The 15023-nt window shown below is 39.7% G+C and carries 10 protein-coding genes; 4 read left to right on the top strand and 6 right to left on the bottom strand.

Annotated elements, in window-relative coordinates; translation table 11 throughout:
* Nucleotides 1–80 precede the first annotated feature (80 nt).
* The 4 genes from KQP93_RS17725 to KQP93_RS17710 form a co-directional block, all read right to left on the bottom strand.
* The gene (locus tag KQP93_RS17725) at nt 81–986 is read right to left on the bottom strand and encodes a sensor domain-containing diguanylate cyclase (RefSeq protein WP_217877170.1); all 906 of its coding nucleotides are present in this window, start codon (nt 984–986) and stop codon (nt 81–83) included.
* Nucleotides 987–1254: 268 nt separating this feature from the next.
* Nucleotides 1255–2142 carry a bile acid:sodium symporter family protein gene (locus KQP93_RS17720; protein WP_217877169.1) on the bottom strand — a complete coding sequence of 296 codons (888 nt, stop codon included), beginning with the start codon at nt 2140–2142 and terminating at the stop codon, nt 1255–1257.
* A 9-nt stretch (nt 2143–2151) separates the two neighbouring features.
* Complete coding sequence (locus KQP93_RS17715) at nt 2152–2901, bottom strand: class II aldolase/adducin family protein (protein ID WP_274168085.1); 750 nt, start codon at nt 2899–2901, stop codon at nt 2152–2154.
* A gap of 9 nt (nt 2902–2910) precedes the next feature.
* Nucleotides 2911–3231: a DUF962 domain-containing protein gene (locus KQP93_RS17710; RefSeq protein ID WP_054562470.1), complete on the bottom strand. Its 321-nt coding sequence runs from the start codon at nt 3229–3231 to the stop codon at nt 2911–2913.
* 97 nt (nt 3232–3328) lie between these two features.
* Here KQP93_RS17710 and KQP93_RS17705 point away from each other — a divergent pair, with 97 nt between their 5' ends.
* The 4 genes from KQP93_RS17705 to KQP93_RS17690 all read left to right on the top strand — a co-directional run bounded on the left by KQP93_RS17705 (nt 3329) and on the right by KQP93_RS17690 (nt 10462).
* The gene (locus tag KQP93_RS17705) at nt 3329–4294 is read left to right on the top strand and encodes an AraC family transcriptional regulator (RefSeq protein WP_217877168.1); all 966 of its coding nucleotides are present in this window, start codon (nt 3329–3331) and stop codon (nt 4292–4294) included.
* A 229-nt stretch (nt 4295–4523) separates the two neighbouring features.
* Nucleotides 4524–6458, top strand: coding sequence for a methyl-accepting chemotaxis protein (locus KQP93_RS17700; protein WP_217877167.1), 1935 nt, complete (start codon nt 4524–4526; stop codon nt 6456–6458).
* 260 nt (nt 6459–6718) lie between these two features.
* The gene (locus tag KQP93_RS17695) at nt 6719–7612 is read left to right on the top strand and encodes a cation diffusion facilitator family transporter (protein ID WP_217877166.1); all 894 of its coding nucleotides are present in this window, start codon (nt 6719–6721) and stop codon (nt 7610–7612) included.
* A 63-nt stretch (nt 7613–7675) separates the two neighbouring features.
* Entirely contained in the window at nt 7676–10462 is a 2787-nt protein-coding gene (locus KQP93_RS17690; RefSeq protein WP_254907769.1) for a response regulator, read from the top strand.
* Here KQP93_RS17690 and KQP93_RS17685 read toward each other — a convergent pair.
* Nucleotides 10437–13430, bottom strand: coding sequence for an EAL domain-containing protein (locus tag KQP93_RS17685; RefSeq protein WP_254907768.1), 2994 nt, complete (start codon nt 13428–13430; stop codon nt 10437–10439). The genes KQP93_RS17690 and KQP93_RS17685 overlap by 26 nt on opposite strands.
* Nucleotides 13402–14877 (bottom strand): ligand-binding sensor domain-containing protein, encoded by a 1476-nt coding sequence (locus tag KQP93_RS21530; RefSeq protein ID WP_254907767.1) that lies wholly within the window; start codon nt 14875–14877, stop codon nt 13402–13404. Before KQP93_RS21530 ends, KQP93_RS17685 begins: the two co-directional genes overlap by 29 nt.
* Nucleotides 14878–15023 lie beyond the last annotated feature (146 nt).

Here is a 15023-nt window from a genome sequence, read left to right as displayed (position 1 = left end):
ATTACCACCACAAAGCAAAGCACGCTAATGATTTGTAATCGTTACCTATTTAAGTGCAGTCTTATTCTTTATGCATTGTATTAATAATTCAGTGCATGTTTTATCAAATACATGTGTTGATCTGCTTGCGCCACAATTTCATCGGCTGTTTTTTGTGTACCTAAAAACATGGTGACGCCGATACTGGCTGAGCCCTTATAGTTAAGATCTTGGTGAATAAACTCAACTTCGATGGCTGTTTGCAGTTTATCGGCAACGCGATAGGCATTTTGTTTGGCTGTTTGCTCATTTCGGCTTAGCCCTTCAAGTAATACAACAAACTCATCGCCACCAATGCGGGCTAAACAGTCTTTTTCGCGCACAACTGTTTTCATTCTTTCAGCAATCTCAACAAGATAAGCGTCGCCGGTATTGTGGCCATATTGATCGTTTAATTTTTTAAACTTATTAAGGTCGATAAATATTACTGCACCATAGTTTTGGTCGCGCTTGCTCATTTGTAACGCAAGCGATAAGCGAATATAAAAATAGCGGCGGTTTAAAAGTTCAGTTAGCGGGTCGGTGGAGGCTGCGTAGAGGAGTTGTTCTTCAAGGTGTTTTCGTTCGGTAATGTCTGTTGCAATACCTAAAATGCCGATGACTTTGTTAGGCTCTGTGTCGCAAATAATAGGGGTTTTCACTTCCCAGAAAACATATTGGTGTCTGTCGGGAAAGGTAAGCTCAACTTCTTCACGGGTACGCTCACCGCTGAGCACCCGCTTGTCTATTTTTGCTAGCTTTTTTACGTCAGGAACCGGGAAAAAGTCCACATCACTTTTATACTGTAATTCTTGCTCAGAGCAAGCAAATAAACCCAAGGTAAGCTTATTAGCATAAACGTAATGCCCGAGCTCATTTTTTATGTAAACGTATGCGGGTACGTTATCAAGTGCAAACTTTAATTCCGCAACATGAACGGGCAGTTTAGTGTTATTAAGTTCGGCCACAATATGTCCCTATATAACAAGCCATAAATTGATAGTGAACGAAAATATCTTATTAGACAAGACTGACCACAAGGCTAAAGTTATAACTAATAATTAAGGTATAGTTCTGAAAAGCAAATAAGAAATTAATAGTGATGATGGGTGATGAACTTTGTTAGTAAGTTTGCTTTGGGGTCGTTTGCTTATCTCAATTTTTAGCTGTTTTCTATTATTTTGTGATTTATGTGTGATTAAAAACATCCTTGTTTTTAGTCATTACTTTTGGCTTTTATGCCTTGTTGAGAATGGCAAGGTGTTTTGTATGATGCGCGCTAAATAAGCGACAGAAAATATAACCTGTTATAAACATTGATAAGCTATAGGTTGCCCCAGGAATTGCCATAGTGGCATTATTGATTAAGGTGCTTGCAATTAAAATGGCAAGGGTGCCATTTTGTAGCCCAACTTCAACCGCAATGCTCATTTGTTGTTTGTGATCTAAGCCCGATATTTTTGCAAAAAACAGCCCAAGTAACAGTGTGCTAAGGTTCAATGTCAGCGTTGCAATGCCACTGGTCGCGAAAAAGCTCAGCATTTGGTCGGCATTTTTATGAATAATGCTAAGCACTATCACAATTAAGAATACACTCGAAAAACGACGGATAAAGGGTTCTATTTTCAAGCTCAGATGGGGTTTATAGTGATTGAATATCATCCCCAAGCAGACAGGAAGTACCGTTATCATCAGCATTTGCACTATGGTTTTAATCACTGGTAAAGCAAATTCGTGGCCCGGTACACTCAATGTTTGCATGGCAAAATGCATAATCAGTGGCAAAGTAAAGGGTGAGATAAAGGTGGCTAGTGTTGTTAGGCTTATTGACAGCGCAACATCCCCTTTGAATAAATAGGTATAGAGGTTTGAAGTCACACCACCCGGGCAACAAGCCACTAAAATCAAGCCTATAGCTAGCTCTGGGGTTAGGGTAAAACTCATTGCTAATAAAAACGCAACGCTTGGCAATAACAGTAGTTGGCAGCTTAAGCCTATTGAAAGTGCTTTGGGGCTAATAAATAATGCCCCAAAGTCTTGCTTTTTAAGCCCTAACCCCATGCCAAACATGATGATAAATAGTGCTAAAGGCAGCACTATTTTAGTCATGATATCAATTTGCATGGTATATCCTTATTGATCGTAACCCGGACTTTTATTGTCGAGTAAGCGCAGTAAGGCAGGCCAAGCAATTGCGCCACCCAGTCCCTTTGTAGCAACCTCAGTTTGCCCTTTGATACCCTCAATAATCGCGCTAGGTACTTGTACGAGTTGCTCGATATTTTGTGAAGTACGAGTTTGTACAGCGCATGCAGCTTCAAAAACATACATAAACAAAAATGCATCAGCGACCGTTTTACCCACTGTTAATAGGCCATGATTGCGTAGCATTAAAAAGTTATTAGAACCTAGATCATTCACTAAACGGTCTTGCTCTGCAGGATTAAGGGCAATGCCTTCGTAGTCGTGATAACCCAGACCTGAGTGCACAACAACAGCTTGCTGAGAGATAGGCAATAAGCCGTCTTTGTTTGCGGACACTGCCGTGCCATTGAGTGAGTGGGTATGAATAACACAATGGGCATCATCACGCGCCATATGAATACAGCTATGGATATTAAACCCCGCAGGGTTAACTGGGTATTCGCTGTCATGCAGCTTATTACACTGTTGATCTACTTTGATAAGACTTGATGCTGTAATTTCGTGAAACATCATGCCATACGGGTTAATCAAAAATTCGTTGTCTGTACCGGGAACGCGCATTGAAATATGGGTAAAAATTAAATCATCCCAACCATATAAAGCGACTAGTCGATACGCGGCAGCAAGCTCAACACGGGCTTGCCATTCTTGTTCTGATACTGTGTGTTTCATGGTCATGGTGTTTTCCTAAAATGGTACTTTGCGAATAATAATGTCTTTAAACATGACCCAATCACCAATAAAGCTATAAAAAGGGTGCGTAAAAGTAGCGGGGCGATTTTTTTCAAAAAAGAAATGACCTACCCAAGCAAAGCCATAGCCCACAACAGGGCATAAAATTAACCAGCTATATTGTTGCTGATAAATAGCTGCAAACAAAATAGCCAAAACAATCCAACTGCCAATGAAATGTAAGCGTCGACAGACTTTATTTTTGTGTTCTTGTAAGTAATAGGGGTAAAACTCTTTAAAGCTCGCGAACTCGCGTTTACTTGCTACAGTGCCCATATTGTTGTCTCCGTTGTTAATTACAGGTTAACAATAGGCTTTTATTCTTTTATTTACTTGATAATATAGGTCATTAAATTGTTTATTTAGGACACTCATGAGAACCTTATCAAGCTGGTGGCTTCGTGCTATGGCTGAGTCGTTTAAATGGCAGGGCTTACCAATTAATGAGTTGTTTGCAGCGGCAAATATTCCTTTAGCAGAATTAAGTAGCCAAACAGCCCGATACCCACAGGCCAGTGTCAGTATGCTTTGGAAGCAGGCGCAAGCGATGTTGCCAAACACCCATTTAGGTCTTTATGTTGGCAGTAACATGAATGTACGTGCTATTCCGGTAGTTGGTATGGCTATTATTCAGTCAACACAGTTATTGAGTGCTTTTCGGTTGATATTGCGTTATCAAAAATTGATGGGTGATACACATAATGTGTCACTTATCGATCACGGTAGTGAGTATGAACTTCGCTTTAACTTTAGTGATGGGGAGCGGGATATGTCACTGCTAAGCTACGAAGCGCCCATGGCTTTTTGTGTAAAAATAGCGCGCACTGTTAAGGGAAAAGATTGGCACCCAACGCGAATTTGCTTGCAACGTAAAGAACCACACAGTGAGATTAATGCGCACTTTAATTGCAAAATTGAATACGGCGCAACGACCCACAGCCTGTTTTTTAGCGAAAATACCGATAGTGAACCTGTGTTATCAAGCCAGATTAAACTAGTGACGCAAACGAATGTGACGCAGGTATTGAGAATTTTGCTTGAAGAGCATTTAATTCAAGGGCAAACAACCAGTAAAGCAATGGCAAAAGCACTTAATATGAGTGAAAAAACGCTGCAGCGCCGTCTTGCAAAAGAGGGCACAAGTTTTAGTAAAGAATTGGCAAGTTTAAGACAGCAAAAAAGTGTTTCGTTGTTAAAAGAAACAGATCTCTCTGTCACAGAAATAGCCTTTTTATGTGGATACTCTGAAATTAGTGCATTTCATCATGCATTTCATCGCTGGTATGGCATGTCGCCAAAAGTGTACAGGCAAAAAATGGCAATAATAGCAGGGTCATAATAAGCGCTATTTTATTCAGTGAAGCGTTTGTAGTTGTTATTTTAAATAATAAAAAGGTACAGGTTGGTATCTGTACCTATTATGTTTGAGTTTGATAATTATTCATACAAAAACAATAGTAAAAGCTTAAATAGCAATTGCTTAACACAGACTTGTTACCTAAAATTATGGGTAGGACGCAAGGATGATCTAAAACCAAAACTCCACTATTAAGTATGAGGCCTGCTGAATGCGAAACCTGTCGCTGCGCACTATTTTTATTAGTTTTGTGTTAATTGCATTGTTTGTTGTCACTGTGGTTAGCGCCTTAATCAATACCAGCCAATTCTCTCGGCTTTATTACCAACAAACAGAAAAGCAATTATTGCCTGATGCGGTGGGTAAAGTTGCTGCCGAAATTGACGCTCAAATGCGTTATCCGATTTCTGTGTCACAGTCGTTAGCTGAAAACCAAATTCTGCATACGTGGATGACCGAAGGTGAGAAAAACTCGCCAATTCATCAACGTGTTATGTCGTACTTTGCTGACTTACAAAGAAAAAGCGGTGCTTCATCGGTGTTTTGGGTAAGCAAAAACTCAATGAGCTATTACACGCAAGACGGCTTTTTCAAATCAATCTCACAAAGTGAGCCAAGAGACAGTTGGTTTTTTGATTTTATTAGTTCAAATAAACGCCAGGCGCTCGCTTTAGATGTGAGTGAGCAGGGAGGACACCTCACTTTATACGTTAACACCTTGGTTGAAATTGCAGGGCAACGCCTTGGTGTTGCAGGCCTTGGTTACGATATTTCAGATATTTCTAGCATTGTTACGTCGCGTAAAATTGGCGAGCAAGGGTATTTATTTTTAATTGATGACAGCAAGCGAATTATTGCACACGCAAATGATGCTTATATTGGTAAACAAGTCACAAGCGTCTCTTCATTAAGCGCATTACAAAGCTTTTTGAGTAGTAAACATACTGGCTTTACTCTATCGCAAGTCGAGCTCGCAGATGAAGATGTTTACGCTGGGGTTATGCCAATTGAAGGAACGGGCCTTACTCTTGTAGCGGTTCAGCCTAAGCAAGAAATATCAAGCGCGATTAATGCAGTAGTGTGGATGTCGATTATTGTGAGTGTCGTGCTTGCGAGTATCTTTTTGGTGTTAACACTTTATTTTGCTAATTGGCTAAGTAAGAAAATACGTAGTGTTGGTGACGAACTACTGGGCATGGCAGGTCACGGCGGTGACTTAACAAAACGTTTAGATGACAGTGTTGATAATGAGCTGGGTCATCTTGCTAAGGGTTTTAATGCCATTATTGGTAAAGTAGCCGAGCTGGTAGATGAAATCAGTGTCACCGAGCAAGCGATGCGAGAGGGGATTGACGATCTTGCGAACTTTGCCAACAAAACCTTTGTTGCTACCGAAGATCAGCGGGCGCAAACCGATCAAGTTGCCACTGCGATTACAGAAATGGGGCAAACAATTAACGAGGTGTCTGATATTGCTCATCGTACAGCAAGCGACACAGAAGAAGCGGTACGAGAAACCGTGCAAACCAATCAAAGTATGGCTGCCACAGCGCAAACCATGAATGAACTGAATGACATTTTGATCATGGTTGATAAAAGTATCGGTGAGTTTGCTAATCAAGCCGCTGAGATCAATTCGGTTGTTGAAGTGATCAATGCAATTTCAGAACAAACTAACTTATTGGCACTTAATGCGGCAATTGAAGCGGCAAGAGCGGGTGAGCAAGGCCGTGGTTTTGCGGTCGTCGCAGACGAAGTGCGTTCACTTGCACAGCGTACGCAAACATCAACGTCTGAAATTAGGGAACAGATTTCGCGTTTACAAAGCTCATCATTGCAATCACAAGAAGCGATTGCCGAAGGTACGCAAAGTAGTCAAAAGGTCACAGAACTTACGCACGTTGCAGTGTCTGCACTTCAGTCTATACAGCAGAAGTTTGAAATTATAAGCCAAGGCAATCACCAAGTTGCTGCAGCGACAGAAGAGCAGGGCACGGTGGTTGAGCATATCAATCAGTCGGCTCATGATATTTCAGACAGTGCAATGCAAATACATGATAACGCTGAACAACAACAGCGTGGTACGCAAAGCTTATTATCCCGTGCTCAGCACCTTAAAGATTTAGTAAGTCAGTTTAAAGTTTAATTGCCTGCTTTTTAAATCAGCCTCGAGTAAAAGACGTTAACAACACGTGTTGTTAACGCCTTACTGTGTTTTAGCTTACAAGTGAGTGTTTTAGTTTACTTGTTTGCTGCTAATTCCTTTCTTATTAGTAACACATCGTGCAAAAAACTTTCAAAAAGGGACTATTAACTAAGTTTTTAGTGCGTTTAAGTGCGCTGCGTATTACAATTGAGACTTTATATCATTACCGCATTTCCAGCTGATAGGTATTTCACTTCTTCATGACAGATATTACAACACACCAAGCATCTAGACGCCGCTTGTTGATTGCCTTGGCCATAACGTGCTCGTTTATGGTGATACAGGTTATTGGCGCCTATTATTCGAATTCGCTTGCTGTACTTGCTGATGCTGGGCATTTGTTTGTTCATAACAGTTCTTTATTCATCGCGCTTATTGCCTCAAGCATGGCGATATATTTCGCAAAAAACTTCAATGATGGCTACCAGCGCGCAGAGCTTACCGGTGGCTTGATCAATGGCATCTTATATTTAAGTATTAGCTTGATTATCCTTTATGAGGGGGGGGAACGTTACTTTCACCATAGCGATGGCCATGATTTACAAATCAATAGCTATCTGATGTCGGTCATTTCAGCTATTGGCTTTTTATTTCATGGTGCTGCAGCATGGGTGTTATACAAAGGACGTAAAGCCAGTATTAACGTTTATGCGGTGTTTTTACACTCGTTTTTTGATTTGATTTCAACGGTTTCAACCTTCTTCGCTGGTATTTTAATTTACTTAACTGGCTGGGCAGAAATCGATATTATTTCGAGTATGTTGATTGCTACCTTTGTTTTGTTTACTGGGGTAAAAGTGATCATTCGTTGTATTCAAGGTTTGCTTGAAAACAGAAGTAAGCTGCCGAATGTAGCTGATATTGAACAAAGTATTGCCTCTGTTGAGCACGTAGAAAATGTCCACAATGTTACGGTAATGCGCCAAGACAAAGACATTATTGTTGGCGCGCACGTTGTTTTAAAACAGCATTGTACCGTTGAAAAGCATGACGAAGCTTGTCGCTTAAAGGTCGAAAAACTATTGCAATCGCGCTTTAAAATTGGAAAAAGTGTGCTGCAAATAGAAAGTCATGAATGCCATCATGTTAATTAAAGTGGCAAAATGTTTAATTTTCTTTTAATTTAAAGGTATCTCTATGAAGTTAGGATACCTTTTTTGCTTCAAAATAAACCTTCATATTTCAACTTTTTAGCCGCAGTACTGCTTGGTTGTATTGCGGGAGTTGTTAATTTACTACCAATTTGGTTTTTAGATAGCTCAGAATTTCTGCTAGGGCAGTTTTTTGTGATCTTAAGCTTGCTGCTACTTGGATGGCGGTTTGCAATTATCACGTTTATTGTAAGTACAGGGTTTATTTTTTACCGATGGGGGCATGCTTGGCCGTCCATTGTGTTTGCACTTGAGCTTATCTGTTTACAGCTTTTTTGTTTATCGAAATCACGCCCTGTTTTTTTAAGAGGCATGCTGTTTTGGCTGGTAATAGGCCTGCCACTACTTTGGAGTTTTGGCCATTTCTTTTTAGGTTTACCAATTCTAACGGTTGCCATTGCACTTGCTAAATACTGCTTAAATGCGGCAATTTACTTATCTGTTATTGATTTACTGAGCTTTTTCTTTAGTCGCTATTCGTGGCATAAACATTATTCGTCGCTCTATAAAATACTCAATTATGTTGTGACTTTATTGGTTGTGTTAGTAGTCATATTGACTTCCGTAGTACTGACCAATAACTATTATGCACGTATTGAGTATGAGATAAATGCGCAGTTAAAAGAAAAAGCCAAAGAAATTGCACGCACAATTGATGCCCACCTCGATCATAATAAAAAAGGGGTGGTACTCACCGCTAGAAGTATCGCAAATGGTGTTCCGCCTCAAGTTGCTCTTGAGAATATGGCCAACCTATACCCTGATTTTAGAACACAGATCATTGCTGATGCTCTTGCTGATGTCACTCACTTTTATCCACAATCGTTAGCGATTAGTTTGCAGCAATCAAACATTCGCGCCAATGTGGCAGATAGAGATTACTTTATAAATGCACCTAATAATGAGCTTGGTTATATCTCAACAATATTTAAAGGTCGTGGTTTTGGCTCTTTACCCATAGTTGCAGTATCAGCACCGATTTATATTGAAGATACCTTTACTGGCGTCGTTGAAGGCTCACTGATGTTTGATTATTTTGCAGGCCTCAGGCCCAGTCTATTTACTCATCAAGGTGAGTTATTGATTTTAGATGCTAGCAATAAAGTGGTATTTAGCACATTAGATGACTTCAAAGAGCTACAACAATTAACAGATGAAGAAATAGATTCGTTTGCAGACGAAGCACGCTTTAAAATGTTTGATGTTGAGAACGAGCAACAATTTTACGCCAGAGAAGCTCGCTCAGCAGAGCATAACTGGATTGTAATGACCATGCTCAACCGCAAACATGCCAACAATGTTGCGGTGAGTGCGTGGGGTCAGTCATTAGTGATGATATTGTTTATTATTTTATTAACCAGTGTGTTTATCACGCAATTAAGTCGCTGGTTAATTACTCCTATCGAAAAGTTAGCTGAACAAATCGACAAATTTGAACCTGAGCGGGCAATCACAGATACCGACTTACCAGAAACTTGGCTAGAAGTGAGTCGTTTGCAGTCGCAGTTTTCGAGTTTAGCTAATAAGCTAGCGCTTAATTTTAATCGCTTGCATCAAGCTAATCACGAAAACGAAGTGTTGAATAACAAACTGACCGATTTTAATGCCCAGCTCGAGCAACAAGTTAATGATAAAACTAATGAGCTAGTCGAAGCTGTTCGCATTGCGAATCAAGCCAACCGTACTAAGTCGCAATTTTTAGCGAATATGAGCCATGAAATCCGTACCCCGCTTAATGGTATTTTAGGCATGACTCAACTGCTATTAGAAAACCCTAAACTGCCCGAAACTGAGCGCGATGAGCTGGCGATGATCCACCAAAGTGCCAATAACCTGCTATTGATTTTAAATGACATTTTAGATTTTTCGAAAATTGAAGCGGGGGCACTTAAATTAGAAAGCCGCGCCGTTGATATTAAGGCCTTACTGCAACAATTAGCAAAAGTATTTAGCAATACCAGTGTGAAAACGGGTGTCGAATTTAACTTGAGCATAGCAAAGGACATACCTGAGTATATCCGCCTAGATCCACTGAGGTTTAGCCAAGTAATCAATAATATTTTGAGTAACGCGGGTAAATTTACTGAGTCTGGTGAAATAAACATGCAATGCCAAATGGTTAATGGTGCACTAGCAATAAAAATTCGCGATACAGGTATTGGTATTTCTGCAGATCAGCAGGCTAAATTGTTTACAGAGTTCACTCAAGCCGATATATCGACCACCCGTAAATATGGTGGTACTGGGCTTGGGCTAACCATTAGTAAACGCATTATAGAGTTGATGGATGGAGAGCTTTCTTTGGTGAGCCAAGAAGGTGAGGGCAGTGAGTTTACTGTTGCTATCCCTGCGACGGTAAGCGATGCAGAAGAAACGGCAGAACAAAGTACAGACAAGCCAACACTTAGTGGCATAAATGTATTAATTGTTGAAGATAACCCTGTAAATCAAATCGTGCTGCATAAAATGATGCAAGACACCCAGTGTACTATCAAAAAGGCAAACGATGGCTTACAGGCACTTGAAGAGCTTAAAAGCTTTACGGCAGATATTATATTGATGGACTGCCAAATGCCCCAAATGGATGGCTATCAGTGTACACAAGAAATAAAACAGAACCCTGCGCTGTATGGCGAAGCTATCATTATTGCTATTACGGCGAACGCCTTTGAAGAGGACCAAAAGCGCTGCCTTGTAGCTGGCATGGATGACTTTATCTCGAAGCCCATTAATAAAGATGAGCTTTATCGCTGCTTAAATAAATGGTTTAAAGCGCGTTTAGTCGATCAATGATTGCCTGAATCGTGCTTTCTGCAATGAGATCATCGGCCAACATGGGTTTTGCGAAGTAGTACCCTTGTAAATCTTCGCAGCCCATCTCTGTTAAGAAGCTGATTTGCTCGCTAGTCTCAACTCCTTCAGCAATACAATATAAGCCTAAGTTTGATGACAACGCATGGATGGTTCTAATTATCGACTCATTACTTTTATCTTGGCCAATGTTTCGCACGAAGCTCTGGTCAATTTTGATCACATCAATCGGGAATTGACTTAGGTAAGTCAGTGACGAATAACCCGTACCAAAGTCATCCAGTAATAGTTTAAAGCCAGCATTTTTAAGCTTTTGCAGCTGTTTAGAAGCTTTTTCTTTATCTTCTAAAAGCGTATTTTCTGTAATTTCAAGGCGCAGTTGCACAGGCCTAACCATGTGATTATTCAAAATAAGTAATAAGCGTTCAGTTAAGTTTGATTTTAAAATATGCGTTGGCGACAAGTTTAATGATAAATAAAACTGTGGGTTAGCACGTAGCATTGGCAGCAGCTCTGTTAATGCTCTATCAAGTGCTTGCTCAGTCAACGCATCGATTAAACCAATTTCTTCGGCAATAGGGATAAACTCAGCAGGTGATACAAAACCTTGCTCATTCTTCCAGCGCATTAAAAGCTCAACGCCGTTTATTTTTTTAGTTTTAGCATTAACAATAGGCTGATAGTTATTAAATAACTCATCGTCTTTAAACGCATCTTTCAAGGCATTTTCAAGTAACAGCTTTTTGGTTAGCTGGTTATTCATCTGCTCAGTGAAATATTTAAAATTGTTACGGCCAGATTGCTTGGCGTGCATCATGGCTATATCTGAATTTTTAATTAAATCATCTGCTGTTTTCGCATCAAATGGGTAAAGAGCGACACCAACACTCGCTGAAATGTTGATTGAAAAGTCGTCAATTATAACCTTGCTTGCCAGTTCTTCAGTGAGCTTTTTAACGAGATCACTTAGTGTTTGCGGTGAGTGTAAATCTTTAATAAGAACCAAAAACTCATCGCCACTTTGACGGCCTATTACGGCGTTATCAGGTAACATTAGGCTTACTCTTTGCGTGATATCGCAAAGTAATTGGTCGCCGACAGCATGACCGAATGAATCATTTACAGGCTTAAATTTATCTAAATCAATAAATAATAATGCAGCTAGTTTATTGTATTTTTTTGCGTTATTTATACAGTTACTAATTTTTGTATGCATTAGGGAGCGGTTAGGCAAGCCCGTTAACGGGTCATAATTTGCTAAATAGCGCAAATCGTCTTCAGCGCGTTTTTGCTCTGTTAAGTCTGAAATTACAATTACATAATGACTAATTGATTGGTTTTCCTTGGCTACAGCCGTGACACTAATATGAACTGGGTGTGCAGGGCTTTTTAAAGTACGAATGACAGCCTCTGTTTTCCAATTTTGCTTTGGTTTAAGTGTTTTTAATACGTCTATATATTCAAGGTATTTTGCACGGCCTATGGCTGCAATAAAGTCGCGACTAGTAAGCTCTGCAACATTGTTTGGCGTGGCGAATGCTTCACCAAAACTGGCATTAGCAGAAAATGGTTTGAGTTGATTGTCTAAAATTAGCAACCAGTCGTTTATTTGCCCAAATGCTTCGCCGAGCACACTGGCTTGCTGGGCATTAGCGCGTTGCTCAGTAATATTGGTATAAATACCGGTTATTTTTAATGGGCGGTTGTTTTCATCGGTTGCAACAATACGACCAATGTCTTCATACCAAAGCCAGCTACCATTTTTATGTTTTAAACGGTAAGTGGTATTCCATTGTTGGTTATTTGTTTGCTTACAAAATAGTTGCCACTGGCTAGTTACATTATTACGATCGTGCGGGTGCACTAAGCCCACAAACTTGTTGAGGTTTATACCATCTTTATATTCGGCATAGCCCAGTTCAGCAGAAAAGCGAGTCGTTCTTAAAAATTGTTCTGCTAGGTTAATCTCCCAAACACCACTTTTAGTACTACTTAAAGCGAGTTCGGTTTGTTGTTGTGATTTTACAGCTTCTGCATGCGCACGGCCTATCATTTGCTGACGAGCACGGTATTGCCAAAATAGAAAAAACAAAATAGCCAATACAATAATGACATAACTTGCTTTTGCCGCAGGGGATGACCAAGGTGCATGTGCAACGTTGAACCTTAGCTGTCTAGACGCTGATATAGCATCGCTTAACTCGATTGACGACGACACTGATAACACATAATCACCAGGCGGTAATTTAGTGAAAAAGACCTCATTGGTTGTTAGCTTGTCGTATTGCAGTGAGGTTGGCCCATCAAGAGTCACTCGATACGATGTTTTATCTTTATTAATGGTATCAAAGTTAGAAAAGGTTACTGCTAAGCCCATATCATCATAGGTGATCTGCAGAGGCGTATTCACATATTTATATGGATGGTAGTTAAGCTCTCGCGAAAGCAAAGATACATTGGTAATTTCGGTATTTATATTACCTGCCTCTACAGGCGACGATAAAAAGTCTTCTGGTGAAAGTAAAAGTACGCCTCGGGTACTACCAAATGCAAGTTGTCCGTTATGTAAGGTGGTGTCGGCATCAATGTTGAATTCATTAACGGCTAAACCATCGCGAATAAAGTAACGGTCAAGTTCTAAGGAGCTTAAGTCAAGGCGATAAAGTCCATTTTGAGTGCCTAACCATAAAAAGCCAAAACGATCTATTTGCAATGCAAAAACAGATTTAGCTTTTAAGCCCGACTGTATATTAATACGGTGTTTAACTTCGTAAGTTTTAGCATCTATGCCAATAAGTCCTTCGTCAGCCGAGCCAAGCCAAAGGGTATTGTTATAATCCATCACCCAGTCATCAATTGTGGTGAACGCTAAAGGGTTATAGTTTTCTGTTTGGTATATCAGTGTTAACTTTTGAGTCTGCTCATTGTAGCGGTACAATTTGCCAGACATACTCATCTGGATAATCAGGCAGTGGCTTTAAAAAAGCATGGGCATTAACTAGGTCAACTTGTTCTTTTAATCCTTTAATAGTGGTAAGTTCGCCTGTTTTACCATTGTATTTATAAAAATTTTGTTCATCTAAAAATGCAAATTGATCATTACCCATAGCACGAAAGCCCCAGTTAGGGCCGTAATTTATAAGGTGCATGGCCTCAGAATTGCCTTTTATAGGCACCAGTTCACCTTTTTGTTTATCAAACAAGGCAAGGCCTATGTATTTCATTAACCACAGATAACGGTTGCTGTCATCAATGTTAGCCTCGGAAATACCATAAATACCATGCTCACCATGAAAGGCTTTTTCATCGTTGCTAACTAGGTATGGTGTAATATCTTTAGTAACTTGGTTGTACTTCATTAAGCCATTATCTGTACCAATCCAAACTGTATTGTTTTGATCTTGTAATACCGACCAGACATTATTATTGAAGCGAGCTTGGTTATTTTTTAATTCAATATGTTTAAAACGTCTTGCGAGTGTTGACCAAGTAAAAACGCCTTGAGAACGAGATGCAAGCCACAGCAATCCTGTTTTATCAATCATGACATCTTGAATTGAATTGTCGGACATCAAAAACTTACTTTGTTCAAAGTTTAAGATGAACTCAACCGACATTGTTTGGCGATTAAATTCGAACAATCCTTTTTCTGTGACGATATATTCACCAAATGAGCTAACAGAATAGTCCCAAATATTTAAGTTAGGGATTAACAGCCTTACTTTATCAAATGCCAGTAAACGGTTAGCGTTAAAAGGGATATCAAACATGCCCTCTACAGTGCCAACAAATAAGCCCAGTTGCGCATCGACCCTTAAAAATTTTACGTTTTTATTATCTTCGGTGACCTGAGATTTATCGGTTAGCGGAATATGCGAAATATGATCATCTGCAAGGTTTTTTGAGAAAAGCCCATTTGATGTGCCGATATATAAAAAGTTGTCGTGCAGGGTGAGCGCTCGCACAATATGTTCTTCTTTATTGATAGAAAACTCATGCAAAAACTTTTTTGATTGCTTGTTGTATGAATAAACGTGCTGAGCAATAGCGAAGTAAAAAAAGTAATCGTCTTCAGTGATTGCTAAAATGGGCGAAAAGAAAACATCTTCAGGATCTAGTTTGCCAGAATAAATTTTTTCAACTTTTAGTGTTTTTGGGTCTATTAGAAAAGCACCTGAAAACTCAGTGCTGACGAAAATGTTTCCGTCGTCAGTTTTATGCATTGTAGTAATTTGTCGCTGATCGAGCATGTACTCTCCAGCAAAAGGCGCTACCTGATAACCATCATACCTATTTAAGCCTTGGTAGGTACCAATCCAGATAAAGCCTAAATCATCTTGCACGATTTTAGTTACACTGCCTTGCGTAAGTCCTTCATCGGTCGAAATACGCTGCATTTGCAAAGCATAGTTTTGTGCCAACGCCGAAGAGGAAAGCGTGAAGAACAGCAAACTGAAAATCAAAAGAAAAAGTTTAGGCACTGACTGATTAACCCTAAATTATTATTTGCACATAATTTTTAACAAAATATAGCACAATTATG

This window comes from Pseudoalteromonas shioyasakiensis (genome assembly GCF_019134595.1).
GTDB classification, from domain to species: domain Bacteria; phylum Pseudomonadota; class Gammaproteobacteria; order Enterobacterales; family Alteromonadaceae; genus Pseudoalteromonas; species Pseudoalteromonas shioyasakiensis_A.
This window is presented reverse-complemented; position numbering and strand designations above follow the sequence as displayed.